The following is a 13,640-nucleotide window of genomic DNA, read 5'->3' as shown; positions in this document are numbered from 1 at the left end:
CGGATAGCGGCTTTTTTCGTTAGTGACGGGATTAGACTGGTGAATCAGCTCGATAGCAGTTTCTGGCGTGTGGCCCATGGTCGCGAGATCAAGCTCGGCAAGCGCTCAGTAATCATGGCGATCGTCAACGTGACGCCGGATTCCTTCTCCGACGGCGGGCGTTATCAGACGGTCGACAGCGCCGTCGAGCACGCGCTGCAGGCGGTCGCGGACGGCGCCGAAATCCTCGATATCGGCGGCGAGTCGACGCGGCCGGATGCGGCTTCCGTCAGCGCGGCGGAGGAACAGGCGCGGGTACTGCCCGTCATCGAGGCGCTCAGCGGACGCACGCAAGCCTTGATTTCCGTTGATACCTATCGCGCGGAAACGGCGCGACTTGCCATCAGTGCCGGCGCCCATATCGTCAACGACGTCTTTGGCTTGCAGAAGGAGCCTGAAATCGCCGCGCTGTCGGCCGAGACCGGGGCGGGGCTCTGCATCATGCATACGGGCCGCAACCGGCAGAAGCTTGCCGATATCATCGATGACCAGATTTTCTTTCTCGATCGTTCGCTGGAGATCGCTTCGGCTGCCGGCGTCCTGCGTGACCGTATCGTACTCGATCCCGGCTTCGGTTTTGCCAAGGAGACGCCGGGAGAAAATATGGAACTGATGGCGCGTTTCGAAGAGCTGCACCGCTTCGGCCTGCCGCTCCTTGCCGGCACCTCGCGCAAGCGATTCCTCGGTGCCGTCACGGGCCGGGAGCCGGCGGAGCGCGATGCGGCGACGGCCGCGACCAGCGCGCTCTTGCGGGTTCAAGGCGCGGCTGTTTTCCGGGTACACAATGTCGCAATCAACAGGGATGCGCTTGCCGTAGCCGATGCTATGCTGGCCGCCCGGAACGACACTTCTAAAGCGTGTCACGATCTGTCAGATCCGCATGCCACGCTTTAAGTCTGTGTTCTACGCATGTCGTTGTCGCAAAACCGCTACGCACTTTTGCGGGACATTCTTTAGGGGGAGGCCGTCATGAGTACCTATACGATCCTGATGCAGAACTGCGCCTTCTTCGCCCGCCACGGCGTGCATGCCGAAGAGGAATTCCTCGGCCAGCGCTTTTTCGTGGATGCCGAACTGGAGGTGGAAGCGGGCAGTGCACTGGAAAACGATTCCATCGATGAGACCGTCCACTACGGCACCGCCTTCACCATCATCGAAGAAATCGTCGTCGGCCAGCGGCGTTACCTGATTGAAGCGCTGGCGTTCGATATCGCCAAGGGGCTCTGCAAGAAATTCCCGCAGATCATCAGGGCCAAGATCACGGTGCGCAAGCCGAATGCGCCTATCCCCGGCGTGCTCGACTTCGTGCAGGTGACCGTTGAGCATCGTGTCTGATCCCGGATTCCCTCTCGCAACGCTCGGCCTCGGCGGCAATATCGGCGATCCGGTCAAGTCCATGGCCGCGGCACTCACGCGGCTCGATGCCGACGCGGATTGCCGGGTGGCGGCAGTGTCGCGGCTTTACCGCACGCCGCCCTGGGGCAAGACCGACCAGTCCCATTTCTTCAACTCCTGCGCGGCTGTGGAAACACGGCTTGCTCCGGAAGCGCTGCTCGATCTCTGCCTGTCGATCGAGCGGCAGATGAAGCGCGAGCGTATCGAGCGCTGGGGGCCGCGCACGCTCGACATCGATGTGCTGACTTATGAGGGCATCGAGCAGGATGCGCCGCGGCTGGAACTGCCGCATCCGCGCATGACGGAGCGGGGCTTCGTGCTGATGCCGCTTGCCGATATCGCGCCAGAGCTTGTGGTTCGGGGTAGGGTGGTGGCCGATTGGCTGGCCAGCGCAGATATCACGGGAATCGAGATCGCAAACGACAGCCGTGATTGGTGGCGCAAGCCTTGAACGGCTGAAGCTTTTGAATTCTGTGATCGGAACATTCTGGAAGCGCTCCGGTTGACCCTTGGTAAGCAAACCCAAGGAGAAAATCATGGGCATGAAAATCATTGCAGTATCGTTGCTGACGCTCGGCATGGCTACGTCGGCCTTTGCACAGTCGAGTGGCGGTACCGGCGGCGCCGGCAGCAATTCCGGCGGCAACGGTACGGGCATGTCCGGCAATACGAATAGCCAAAGCGGCAGCGGTTCGCAGAACGGCAGCGGGACCGACGATAATTCGACCGCTTCGGTGAATAGCAGCAACAATGCGGGCAACAACTCGCTCGGCAACAGCGATGCAAACGGCGACAATTGCCGGCCGCAGAGCGGCGGCGCCTCCACACAGAACGACAACACGGCGCATCCCAGCCCCGACAGTCAGCAGGATTGCCATTGAGAGCAGGCTGCAAGACTTGAACAATTCTCAAAGGCCCCGCCATGCGGGGCTTTTCCTTGCGTTAGCAACGCCTTGTCGCCTGCGCCGGCTGCTCTAACTCAGAGTGGCGACCAAGCTGGAAATATCATGAGGCAATTCAACGGGAGCCGGAAAGGCCGCTTCTTCAGGTGCCGACATGCCGAACACGAGCCGCAGCCTTCCCGAAGGCATCGAAGATCACACTCGCTTCCAGGAGCGCATCTGGCGTGCGCAGCGCTGGGCATGGGTCGGCTTTGCCGCCATTCTCATCGCCGCGCTTTTCGGAGCGCTCGGGCGCGGCGGGCCTCTCTCCCAACAGGAAACGAAGCTTGCCGGCGGCAGCCTCGAACTTCCGATCATCACGCGGTGGAATGCGCCCGACGAGCTGCGCGTCTTTTTCCTACCATCCTCTTCGGACCGCAGGTTCGTTGTCGATCCCGATTTCCTGACGATCTTCTCCATCGAAAGCATCGAACCGCCGCAGGAAGCGACGGACTACGAGAACGGGCGTATCGGCTATGTCTTTCCTGCCGACGCCATCGCGGCGAGCAAGGTGATTCTGAGGCTTCAGACGCAGAAGCCGGGGCTGCGCTCCTTCCGCATCGGTATTGGCCAGGACGTCGTCGAACGTTCGGTCATCGTCTTGCCGTGAGGTGCTGATGGATGCAGTCGTTCGCGGTATCGCCATCTATTTCATCCTGCTGATGATCATCAGGCTGTCGGGGCGGCGTACGCTCGCTCAAATGACACCGTTCGATCTGGTCATCGTGCTGGTGATTTCGGAGACGACCCAGCAGGCCATGCTGGGCGACGACTATTCGATCACCAACGCCGTGCTCCTGATCCTCACGTTGTTTACGACCGACATCGCCCTTTCCTATCTGAAGCGCTGGTCGCGCCGCACAGCCAGATTGATCGACGGCGTTCCGACCGTCCTCGTTACCAACGGGGTCTACGATGAGGCCGCACTGAGGGGATCGAGACTTCAGCCAGACGATGTGATGGAAGCCGCAAGAACGCAGCAGGGCATCGAGAGTGTCAAAGATATCCGGTTTGCAATTCTCGAGGTGAGCGGAAATATAAGCATCATTCCGAAGGAGTGAGGGAGGGGGAACGGCGGATCAGAGAGCCGAGAGGAATGCATCCGTTTCGGTAATCTCCACCTGTACTGAAAATCGGCCGCCCAGCAGTTCGAGCGTAGCGTCATGCGTTTCGTCAGCGCTGCTGCAGACGGCGTCCTTCAACAGGATGACGCGATAGCCGAGATCGATTGCGCCGAGTGCTGCCGCGAGCACGCAGATATCCGTTTCGCCGCCGGTAATGACGATGGCCTCGATCTTTTCCTGAGCGAGCGTTTTGTGGAGCCGCCCGTCGACCCAGGGAGAATAGGTTCGCTTGTCGAGGATGCGCGCAGGCGGTGCGAAACGTTTCAGATCGGCAACGATATCCACGAGTTCCGGCAGCAAGTGTTCGCCGGTCATCATCGGCCATTTTTCGTAATAGTTCCTCCACATGCCCGGCATGGCATCAGCGGTCGGCGGCGGGACGAAGCGCGTGAAAACCGTTCGCTCCGCATACCGCCCTGAGAGTTCAACAATCTGCGGCGATACCGTCGCCATCCACGGCACATGCCATGCTGTCTGTTCCGCGAACATCCTCTGCATGTCGATGCAGAGATGGATCCAATTGCCGGGCATCGGACCTTAAGCTTCCTGCAATCAGGGCGAATTGATGCTGGGTAGGAAATCCTCGACCTGCTTGCGGTCAGCTGCAGAAAGCGGCTGCACCTGCTCCTGCCAGAAGCGTTCGGCCTCCGGCGGATCCTTCTCCCACTGGCGCACGGTGGTGATGTTATCGTCGATCTTGGAGCGGCGGTGTCCGCCGAGGCGCAGATATTCCTTGGCGAGCTTCAGGCTCCTGGTTTCCGTATCCGTGTTGATCGTGTTCATGTCTTTTGCCTCCGGGGATGCGCAGGGACCAGCCCCCGCTATTACGGAGAACGGTGCGTGACGGGAAATGATCCGAGACCATCACGAAATATTAAAATGCGGAACAGGGGCAGGCCGGCATAGTTCTCCCTACCGAGGCGGCGATGAGCCGATCTCGCAATCATGAGAAAGGAGAATTGATCATGGCAAACCAAGGCGGTTCACACGAACAGCACGTCAAGTCAGGCCAGCAGAGCCACAAGAATGCCAGTTCACAACAGGCTTCGTCTGCCAACAATCAACCCAGTTCGGGTACCCGCGGCGGCACGCATGAACAGCATGTGAAGGCCGGTCATCAAAGCCATAAAAACACTCGCTAAAAATCCGACCAATCTGGAAAGAAGCCCGCAGAAGCGGGCTTTTTTCATGTCTTCGTTTCAGTATCTCAGGCCTCTATGGCGCCATGTGAGCGGCGGCTTCTAGAGCAGCCGAACGGGTTGCCTGCTCGCACGATCCGGACAGAACCTGGTCTCCCACGTCCAAAAGCTGAAGCGGCGGAAAACCGCCGCTTCAGGAAAATCCGTCTGCAATGAGTGGCTTACTGGATCGAACCAACGGCCATTTCGTCGACCTGACGGGTGAGCGTCAGACCGATGACCGGGACCATTTGGCTTTCGACCTTGACCGAAACGGTGACGTTCATGGTCTTGTCGTCGCGCACACGGGCAATCATCGCACCGTTCAGCTTGGCGCGGTTGATGCCGACGACGACGGTATCTTCCGTGACGGCGCCGGAGACGACGTCGAGACCCTTGCCTTCGGCTCCGTCAAGGAACTTGCCCTTGTAGGTAGAGCCGGACTGGGAAATCACGGCGGTCATCGGCTGCTTGAACACGCCAACGCGGCAGGTGCCGTCTAGCTTGATGCCGGCGGAGGAATCATCGGCTGGCGAACCGACGAGATTGCAGGTGAATTTCGTGCCTTTGTACTTGCCGGCGACGATTTCACCCGGACCCTTCCAGGTGCCGGCGACGGATTCGAAGAAGGCCTTGTCGCGGGTCGCCGCAGTGGCGTTGGAAGCGACGTCTGCTACCGGAGACAATGCCGCGGCGGCCAGGCCGCATACAAAAAGAAACTTGCGCGAGTACATGGATTTTCCTTGGCAAACACCACTCGGGAACTGGCAGGAAGTTTTGCCGGAGAATGGTTAATGCTTTCTTTCCGGGGCACTGAAATGCGTGGAAACACAGGGCTTTCGCAAGGTAAGGATTCTCAGGATATGCTTTTAGCGCATTGAATCCGCTGGAAATTCTCCGCCCTGCGCAAGAAGGCACAAATGTGTCGAATCCGGCGTCTTCTTCACGGATTGCCGTTGCGCGCCGTCATCGAGGGCGTCAGGTCGCCAATGAAGTCGCCGATTCCCGGCCGCTTCAGTGCCCGGAAGGCCAGCGGACGGCAGAGATCCATGGCGGCAATGCCGATCCGCGCCGTCATCAGCCCGTTGATGACACCTTCGCCGAGTCGGGCGGAAAGTTTTGAGGCGAGGCCGTGGCCCAGCACTTGCTGCACGAGGCTGTCGCCGACGGCAATCGAGCCGGTCACCGCAAGATGGGCGAGCACGTCGCGCATCAATCTGATCATGCCGAGCGTGCCCGGCCGACCGCCATAGAGTTCGGCCATGGCACGGATCAGGCGAGCGGCCTCATAGAGCACGTAGAGAAGATCGACGATGGCGCGCGGACTGACCGCCGTGACGATCGAGACGCGCTTTGAAGAGTTGACGATCAGCGCGCGCGCCTGCCAGTCCAACGGGCCGAGAAGCTCGCGCTCGGCAAGCGCAATCAGATGCGGGGGGTCGATGACCTCACCTTCAGTCGCCTTCAGCGTGGTGCGGCCCTTTGCTGTTTCCGGCTTGGCGTCGACAAGGCCAGTCAGGCGGGCGACAACCGCGCGGGCTTTGGCCGGGCGAGTTTCGAGGATCGCGGCATCGGCCTCGGCCTTGATGGCCTGCACCGCGGCAAGCCGCATCATGCCCGCCGCCTCCCTGATGACGATGGCGATGACGGCGAGGATGCCGATTGCGAGCGCGGCGAGCGCGGCGTAACCCAGCCAGTCGGCGCGGCTGAAGAGATCGCGGATCAGCCGGTCGGTCCAGAGGCCGAAGGCGAGGGACAACAGAATGCCGAAGGCGCCGGCGGCGATGCTGGCAAAGGAGGTGCGGCGCTTGCGCGAGGCAGCGACCGGCAACGGGCTCAGATCCTGTTCCGGATTGAGGAAGGGATCTTCCTCATCTGATGTCAGCACCACTTCGCCGGAGAAACTTGCCGGCTTGCGGCGCGCGGCGCGCGGGACTTCGGCCGTCGTATCCTCGTCTTCATAAGTGAAGGCGGCGGGCGCGCGGCGTGGCGGATTGGGCTGGTCGATCGGCGGCTTGCTCATGCGAGGCGGTCTCCGAACAGGAACTGCATGGCACGGTCGAGGCGGATATGCGGCACGGAAAGTTTTATGCCGCCACCGGTTTCCTCGAGCTGCGGCGGGCGGAAGCGCACGACATTGACGTCGGGCAGTTCGACAGAGGTGTCGCCGGCCTCGATGCGCTCGAACAGGGATTCGGGATTTTCCGGCAGGTCGCCGGGGAAGATCGCCGTCTTGCGTTCGCCGTCGAAGGTCTCCTTGGCGATCTTCTCGCCTGCCATCGGCGTGCCGACGATGACGGGCAGGTCGTGGCCATCCTGACGTACAGTGGCCTCCCGCGTGGCGCGCACTGAGGCAAGCGCCATGACATCGATGCCGGCGCCGGCCATGCCGATACGGTCGATCGCGCGATCGACGAGGCGGCGCGTCAGCCGGTCCAGCCGGTCATGGCTTTCATGATGCAGATGATCGGCCTTGGTGGCGGCGACCAGCACGCGGTCGATGCGCCGGCCGAGCATCGACGACAGGATGGAATTGCTGCCGGGGCGGAAACAGGCAAGCACATCGGTCAGCGCGCGCTCCAGATCCTGCACGGCTTCCGGCCCGCGGTTCATGGCCTGCAGCGCATCGACCAGCACGATCTGCCGGTCGAGGCGAGCGAAGTGCTCACGGAAGAAGGGTTTGACGACGACGGACTTGTAGGCCTCGTAGCGGCGCTCCATCATCGCCCAGAGCGAGCCACGCTCCGGCCGGCCCTCGGGGGGCAAGGCAAGCGGCGCGAAGGTCAATGCAGGCGAACCGTCGAGATCGCCGGGCAGCAGGAAGCGGCCGGGCGGCAGGGTGGAGAGCGAGCGCTCATCGGCCTTGCAGGCTTTCAGATAGTCGGCGAAGCTGGTGGCGAGGTCGCGGGCCACCATTTCATCGGCGGAAGCGGTGATGTCAGTGGCTTTCGTCAACGTCAGCCAGGCGCTCGACAGCTCGGCGCGGATGCCGGTGGTGGCAAGCGCGATGGTTTCCTCGCAGAAAGTTCGGAAATCCTTGCCGAGCAGCGGCAAGTCAAGCAGCCATTCGCCGGGATAATCGACGATATCGATCGAGAGGCGACCGGGCGAGAACATGCGTGCCCAGGAGCTGGCGCTCTGATAATCGAGCGTGATGCGCAGTTCGGAGATCGCGCGGGTGGAATCCGGCCAGCTGCGCTCCTTCACCAGCGCTCGGATGTGATCCTCATATTGGAAGCGCGGCACGGCATCGTCCGGCTGCGGCTCAAGGCGCGCGGCCGACACGCGGCCGGACTGCACCGCCTCGAACAGCGGCAGGCGGCCGCCATGCAGGAGATTATGGACGAGCGAGGAAATGAAGACGGTCTTGCCGGAGCGGGAAAGGCCGGTGACGCCGAGCCGGATGGTCGGATTGACCAGACCGCTGGCGCGGTCTGCAAGATTATCCAGCGCGATCAGCGCATCGTCGGCAAAGGAGGTCAGGCGTGGCGGCAAATCGGAATCCCTGATGGCACTGCCTGCAATATAGGAAAGGGCCGCTGCCCGAAAAAGAAGCGGCGCGAAAAGCTCAGTCGGTGACGAAATCGACGAGACGCCACGCCGCAGTCGTCGTGACGTAGTCGATGACGGCGAGACCGCCCGTTGGGAAGCCCTTCGGCAAAGAGGCCGCCATCGCCTTGTGGCCGATCAGTGCCGATAGGGCCTGTTCCATGGTCGGGTTATGGCCGACGAGCATGACGCTCCCCACATCCTGTGTGTCGAGGATTTCGAGATAGGTATCGACGGAGGCATTATAGAGCGTGTCGACAAAACGCATATCCAGCGTTTCGCCCATGGCGCGATGCACGGCCTCCGCGGTGTCACGGCAGCGGAGCGCCGTCGAACTGATGAGGATATCCGGACGGTAGCCCTTGTCGGCAGCACGGTCGGCGACGATCTCGGCATCCCCAAACCCCTTCTCGCTCAGCGGGCGGTCGAAATCGCGCTGTCCGGGCTCGGCCTGGGCAGCTTGGGCATGACGGAGGAGGTAGATCCGGTGCGGTGGAGGCAGGAGGGCGACCATGGGCAAATCCAGCTTCGAGCGGAGCCTTTTAAGTAGCGGCTGCGGTCCGGCGACGTCAACTGTCGAAAGGCTTTCGTGAGCGCAAAAGGGCGGTCGCAACACGGCATTTTGAATGCGAGGTGAGAATCACCGCTCGGAATAATGGTGAGAAAATAGACTGTTAGCTCAAATTTATGACAGATTTAAAAATCTGTTTACGTGTCTTATTTGGCTTGAATCGCTGATAGCGCTTGGGATATACAGCCCGCCAGATGAGATGTTCTTCAGGAGAATCGCGTTGAGTGAGAAGATCGATCTTAGCAATTATGTTCCCTCGGAAGACGAGGAGTTCATGAATACGAACCAGCGCGCTTATTTCAGAGCCAAGCTGGTTGCCTGGAAAAACGATATCCTTAGAGAAGCGCGCGAAACGCTCGACCATCTGGCTGAGGAAAGCGCAAACCACCCTGATCTCGCAGATCGTGCATCCTCCGAAACCGATCGGGCGATCGAACTTCGCGCCCGTGACCGTCAGAGAAAGCTGATCTCCAAGATCGACGCAGCCCTGCAACGCATTGAAGATGGCACCTACGGCTACTGCGAGGAAACCGGCGAACCGATCGGTCTCAAGCGTCTCGACGCCCGGCCAATCGCTACGCTGTCGATCGAAGCGCAGGAACGCCACGAGCGGCGCGAAAAGGTTTACCGGGACGAATAATCGGTTCCGGACCGACAATGAAAAAAGGCGCCGCGAGACGACCGCGGTGCCTTTTTTTGTTTTAGTGCCCTTTGCTCTGGGGCCATATGGCCCCGGCTTTTATCTGGCGCTCCCGCTCACTTGTCGCGGTTGACGCTCATTTCGCCGAAGATGCGGGCGACTTCCTTCTGAAGTGCTGCATCCGCACCTGTGATCGGCGCCATTTCGGGGTCGCGGCGCGGCATTGATCCAGGCTGAGAAGAGGCGGGCTGCGGGGCAGGGCGCGGCTGCTGGGCATTGGGCGCGGGAACCACGCGGTCTGCGGCGACATTACCGGTTATTTCCTCATCCAGGATGCGCTGGAAGTCCCGGCGGATGGCAGCCGATTGCACGCCGCCATCTTCCGTCGCCACTGGTGCGCCGCGCGAAACGGTGGGGATGCCTTGAGCAGGGGGCGTGGAAACTTCCGGTTCGATGCGTTGCTGCGGCAACACCCGCTGGCGGGCTGCATCGAGGATATCGGCGGCGTTGGCCGCATCCGGCACCGGCTGCGGAGCCGGGCGTTCGGACTGGCGCGGCTGAACCTGCGGCGCGCGCTGCAGGCCGTCACGCTCGGCTGTGAGCGGAGCCGACATCTGCGGAGCGGAACGTTCCGGCTGGCTCGGCATTTGCTGAGCAGACATTTGCTGAGCAGTCATGGGCGGGGCCACAGCCGGAGCGACCGGGGGCTCGGCACGCTGGCGGATAGGCTCGGCAGGCGGGGCGATGACAGGGGCGGGTGTCGGCGTCGGCATATAGGTTTCGAAATCAGGTTCGGAGCTTGCCGTTACTGGCGGCGCGACGGAAGCGGCAACCGGTCGCGGCTGCGGGGCCGGCGGCGGCTCGCGGCGCGGCTGGACGAGAGACGGTTCCTGGACGACTGGGCGCTCCACGACCGGCTGCGGGCGGAACTCAGCGGCCGTTTCGGCTTCCGATTCCGGCAGGATGCGGCTTTCGATGACTATATCAGTGGGTCCGCCGATCATGACGAGATGTTCGACATTATCGCGCCGCACGAGCACCAGGCGACGGCGGGCATCGACGGCGGCGGCATCGAGCACCTGCAGACGCGGCTGGCGGTTGCGGCCACCGCGGACGAAGGGCGAGGGCGCGCGGTTGCGAAGAAACCACAGGATGGCGATGAGCAGGATGAGCGCAATACCGACGCCGCCGGCGGCAAGCAGGAAGCGGCTGCCGTAAGCTCCTACAACATCATCGAACATAGGCACTCACTCCATTTCGCATTATGGCACAACAGACGACTTTTCCGCTCCTTAGGCAAGAGCCGGCAGGTCTGTCCAGTCACCGGCGAACGCGATTTCGTGTTGTGCAGCTATTTGGCCCGACGCTCGCTGCGGCACCGGCGGGATTATGGGCAAATTGGCGCGTTTGCCTGTGAATTCAAGCAGTCTGATGAAACCTGCTGTTTTTGCCGGCGCAGCAAGTTGATAAGAAGGAAAAGACTGCCTGATTCCTGCTTCGTAGCGGTGTTACGAGCGCGGCAGGAAGGGCTTATGCGAGGAATAGATGACGAAATCGCGTCAGGTCGACGACTATAACGCCCCGCTCGTGGATCGTGGGGGGCGTTCTGGCACGGCAATACGCATCATCCTGCTGGCGATCGTGCTGATTGCGGCGGCGGCAGCCTTCGTCTTCTTCAAGGATTCGCTCGGCAACGAGTTGGTGCTTGGCTGTCTCGGCGTTCTCGCCATGGTCGGCATCTTCTTCCTGGTATCCTCGGTCATCGGCTTCATCGAGGTGATGCCGCAGCGCCAGTCCGACGGCCTGGCGCGCGCTTTCCTGAACAGCCATCCGGACGGGACGCTGATCACTGACGACAAGGGCCGCATCGTCTACGCCAATGCCGCCTATGGGGCGCTGACGGGCGCACGCAAGGCGACCGAGGTGCAGACGCTGGAAACGCTGCTGTCGCGCCACCGCGAATCGAACGAGGCGCTCTACCGGCTGGTAAACGGCCTGCGCGAGGGCCGGGAAGGCCACGAGGAATTCCGCCTGCTGCGCGCCGTCGGACCGGGGAGCAGCGCCGGCGCCCATTGGTACCGCCTGAAAGCCCGGCAACTGAAGCCGGAAGAGGGCGACGGCAAGCCTCTGCAGATCTGGCAGATCACCGATATCACCGCCGAGCGCGAGGACCAGGAGCGGTTCTTCAAGGAGCTGCAGAACGCGATTGACTATCTCGACCATGCTCCATCAGGCTTCTTCTCAGCCGGGCGCAAGGGCGAGATCTTTTATCTGAACGCGACGCTTGCCGAATGGCTGGGTCTCGATCTCACTAAATTCATCCCGGGCTCGATGAACATCGGCGATCTGGTGGCGGGCGAGGGGCTGGCGCTGATCCAATCCGTACAGGCCGAGCCGGGTCTGAAAAAGACCGTGACGCTCGACCTAGACCTGCGTAAATCCAACGGCCAGAGCCTGCCGGTGCAGATCATCCACCGTGTCACCTCCATGCGCGACGGGGCGCCGGGCGAAAGCCGGACGATCGTGCTGACGCGCGACAAGGACGGCGAGAACGGGCAATCTGCTTCTGCAGCCGCCATGCGCTTCACGCGTTTTTTCAACAACACGCCGATGGCGATTGCCTCCGTCGATGGCAACGGCAAGATCCTGCGCACCAACGCGCCTTTCCTGAAACTCTTCTCCAATATCGTCTCGCGTGACGATCTGGAGCGCGGCGCGCTTCTGGAAACGATCGTGCAGGAAAGCGACCGGCCGCAGCTTGCCGCGGCACTCGCCGCCGCCAAGGACCGGCAGGGCGATATCGCGCCGATCGATTCCCGCACGCCGACGGACGATGCGCGTTTCTTCCGCTTCTATGTGAATGCCGTCATCGACCAGAGCGACGAGGCGCCCGAGGAGGCGGCCATTGTCTACGCGGTCGAAGTGACCGAGCAGAAGGCGCTGGAAGCGCAGATGGCGCAGACGCAGAAGATGAACGCGGTCGGCACGCTTGCCGGCGGCATCGCACACGATTTCAACAACGTGCTGACGGCAATCCTGCTGTCTTCCGACCACCTGCTCTTGCAGGCGCGGCCTGCCGATGCGAGCTTCGCCGATCTGATCGAGATCAAGCGCAACGCCAATCGCGCTGCGGTGCTCGTGCGCCAGCTTCTCGCCTTCTCGCGCAAGCAGACGATGCGGCCGACGGTGTTGAACCTGACCGATGTCGTGGGCGACCTGCGCATGCTGGTCGACCGGCTGCTTTCGGGTACCAATGTCAAGCTCGACGTGGAATATGGCCGCGATCTCTGGCCGGTCAAAACCGATCTTTCGCAATTCGAGCAGGTGCTGATCAATCTCTGCGTCAATGCGCGCGACGCCATGCCGGATGGCGGCACGCTGACGCTGCGCACCCGTAATCTGCCGGCAGCCGAAGTTGCGGCCTTCAACTATTCCTACATGCCGCATGAAGACATGGTGCTGGTCGAGGTGACCGATACCGGCACCGGCATTGCGCCCGAGATCATGGACAAGATCTTCGAGCCCTTCTTCACGACCAAGGATGTGGGCAAGGGTACCGGTCTCGGCCTTGCCATGGTCTATGGCATCGTCAAGCAATCCGGCGGTTATATCCAGCCGGAATCGGAGGTCGGCAAGGGCACGACCTTCCGCATCTTCCTGCCGCGCCATATCGTCGAGCCCGCAGTTGCCGCTGAGGCCGAAGCCGCCGATCGAGCCGTTGCGGCCGGCGGCGCGCAGGTTGTGGAACTGGTCCAGCCGCAGCAGCCGGAAGACCTGACCGGCTCGGCCGTCATCCTGCTGGTGGAGGACGAAGAGGCCGTGCGGCGCGGCGGCAAGCGCATGCTGGAGACGCGCGGCTATACGGTCCATGAAGCGGGGTCCGGCGTCGAAGCCCTCGAGATCATGGAGGAGCTGGAAGGCAAGGTGGACATCGTCGTCTCCGACGTGGTGATGCCGGAGATGGACGGACCTTCACTGCTGCGCGAATTGCGCAAGAACTATCCGGATCTGAAGTTCATTTTCGTGTCAGGCTATGCCGAGGATGCATTCGCCCGCAACCTGCCGCCGGAAGCCAAATTCGGCTTCCTGCCGAAGCCGTTTTCGCTGAAGCAGCTGGCCGTGGTGGTGAAAGAGACGCTGGATAGCTGAAGATTACCGTCTGGCGGTTACCGGAGAGACCGTGCCGTGGGGCACACCCTATCG

The 13,640-nt window shown here is 61.8% G+C and carries 15 protein-coding genes and 1 pseudogene; 9 read left to right on the top strand and 7 right to left on the bottom strand.

From position 1 onward, the window contains the following. Positions 1-39: 39 nt before the first annotated feature. The 6 genes from folP (at position 40) to KQ933_RS08170 (ending at position 3,436) form a co-directional block, all read left to right on the top strand. Entirely contained in the window at positions 40-933 is an 894-nt protein-coding gene (gene folP, locus KQ933_RS08195) for a dihydropteroate synthase (protein ID WP_216758278.1), read from the top strand. A gap of 75 nt (positions 934-1,008) precedes the next feature. Continuing rightward, positions 1,009-1,374 (top strand): dihydroneopterin aldolase, encoded by a 366-nt coding sequence (gene folB, locus KQ933_RS08190; RefSeq protein WP_216758276.1) that lies wholly within the window; start codon positions 1,009-1,011, stop codon positions 1,372-1,374. 61 nt (positions 1,375-1,435) lie between these two features. Beyond that, entirely contained in the window at positions 1,436-1,885 is a 450-nt protein-coding gene (folK, locus tag KQ933_RS08185; RefSeq protein ID WP_253958320.1) for a 2-amino-4-hydroxy-6-hydroxymethyldihydropteridine diphosphokinase, read from the top strand. An 85-nt stretch (positions 1,886-1,970) separates the two neighbouring features. After that, positions 1,971-2,315: an oxidoreductase gene (locus KQ933_RS08180; protein WP_216758273.1), complete on the top strand. Its 345-nt coding sequence runs from the start codon at positions 1,971-1,973 to the stop codon at positions 2,313-2,315. A 175-nt stretch (positions 2,316-2,490) separates the two neighbouring features. Further along, positions 2,491-2,985, top strand: coding sequence for a hypothetical protein (locus tag KQ933_RS08175; protein WP_216758271.1), 495 nt, complete (start codon positions 2,491-2,493; stop codon positions 2,983-2,985). Positions 2,986-2,992: 7 nt separating this feature from the next. Beyond that, entirely contained in the window at positions 2,993-3,436 is a 444-nt protein-coding gene (locus KQ933_RS08170) for a DUF421 domain-containing protein (RefSeq protein WP_216758269.1), read from the top strand. An 18-nt stretch (positions 3,437-3,454) separates the two neighbouring features. On the opposite strand, the gene KQ933_RS08165 is transcribed toward KQ933_RS08170, so the two are convergent. Then, positions 3,455-4,030, bottom strand: a complete 576-nt coding sequence (locus tag KQ933_RS08165; protein WP_216758267.1) for a cysteine hydrolase family protein — start codon at positions 4,028-4,030, stop codon at positions 3,455-3,457. A gap of 21 nt (positions 4,031-4,051) precedes the next feature. After that, positions 4,052-4,267: pseudogene (locus tag KQ933_RS08160) on the bottom strand (hypothetical protein); the annotation flags it as partial. 197 nt (positions 4,268-4,464) lie between these two features. Between KQ933_RS08160 and KQ933_RS08155 the strand changes: the two are divergent. Beyond that, positions 4,465-4,641 (top strand): hypothetical protein, encoded by a 177-nt coding sequence (locus KQ933_RS08155; RefSeq protein WP_216758263.1) that lies wholly within the window; start codon positions 4,465-4,467, stop codon positions 4,639-4,641. 218 nt (positions 4,642-4,859) lie between these two features. Here KQ933_RS08155 and KQ933_RS08150 read toward each other — a convergent pair whose 3' ends face one another. The 4 genes from KQ933_RS08150 to KQ933_RS08135 all read right to left on the bottom strand — a co-directional run bounded on the left by KQ933_RS08150 (position 4,860) and on the right by KQ933_RS08135 (position 8,740). Continuing rightward, complete coding sequence (locus tag KQ933_RS08150; protein ID WP_183734910.1) at positions 4,860-5,411, bottom strand: hypothetical protein; 552 nt, start codon at positions 5,409-5,411, stop codon at positions 4,860-4,862. Positions 5,412-5,620: 209 nt separating this feature from the next. Beyond that, positions 5,621-6,700: a YcjF family protein gene (locus tag KQ933_RS08145; protein WP_216758261.1), complete on the bottom strand. Its 1,080-nt coding sequence runs from the start codon at positions 6,698-6,700 to the stop codon at positions 5,621-5,623. Further along, positions 6,697-8,172, bottom strand: a complete 1,476-nt coding sequence (locus KQ933_RS08140; RefSeq protein ID WP_216758259.1) for a YcjX family protein — start codon at positions 8,170-8,172, stop codon at positions 6,697-6,699. The genes KQ933_RS08145 and KQ933_RS08140 overlap by 4 nt, the downstream gene beginning before the upstream one ends. 73 nt (positions 8,173-8,245) lie before the next feature. After that, positions 8,246-8,740, bottom strand: coding sequence for a histidine phosphatase family protein (locus tag KQ933_RS08135; protein ID WP_183734913.1), 495 nt, complete (start codon positions 8,738-8,740; stop codon positions 8,246-8,248). A 277-nt stretch (positions 8,741-9,017) separates the two neighbouring features. Here KQ933_RS08135 and dksA point away from each other — a divergent pair, with 277 nt between their 5' ends. Next, positions 9,018-9,437 carry an RNA polymerase-binding protein DksA gene (gene dksA / locus KQ933_RS08130; RefSeq protein ID WP_007826301.1) on the top strand — a complete coding sequence of 140 codons (420 nt, stop codon included), beginning with the start codon at positions 9,018-9,020 and terminating at the stop codon, positions 9,435-9,437. A gap of 116 nt (positions 9,438-9,553) precedes the next feature. Here dksA and KQ933_RS08125 read toward each other — a convergent pair whose 3' ends face one another. Beyond that, on the bottom strand, positions 9,554-10,678 hold the full coding sequence (locus KQ933_RS08125; RefSeq protein WP_216758257.1) for a flagellar biosynthetic protein FliO: 1,125 nt from the start codon (positions 10,676-10,678) through the stop codon (positions 9,554-9,556). A 304-nt stretch (positions 10,679-10,982) separates the two neighbouring features. On the opposite strand from KQ933_RS08125, the gene cckA reads away from it, so the two are divergent. Next, on the top strand, positions 10,983-13,586 hold the full coding sequence (gene cckA, locus KQ933_RS08120; RefSeq protein ID WP_216758255.1) for a cell cycle histidine kinase CckA: 2,604 nt from the start codon (positions 10,983-10,985) through the stop codon (positions 13,584-13,586). Positions 13,587-13,640: the final 54 nt, after the last annotated feature.

It is taken from the genome of Rhizobium sp. WYJ-E13 (assembly GCF_018987265.1).
In the GTDB taxonomy this organism is placed as follows: domain Bacteria; phylum Pseudomonadota; class Alphaproteobacteria; order Rhizobiales; family Rhizobiaceae; genus Rhizobium.
This window is presented reverse-complemented; position numbering and strand designations above follow the sequence as displayed.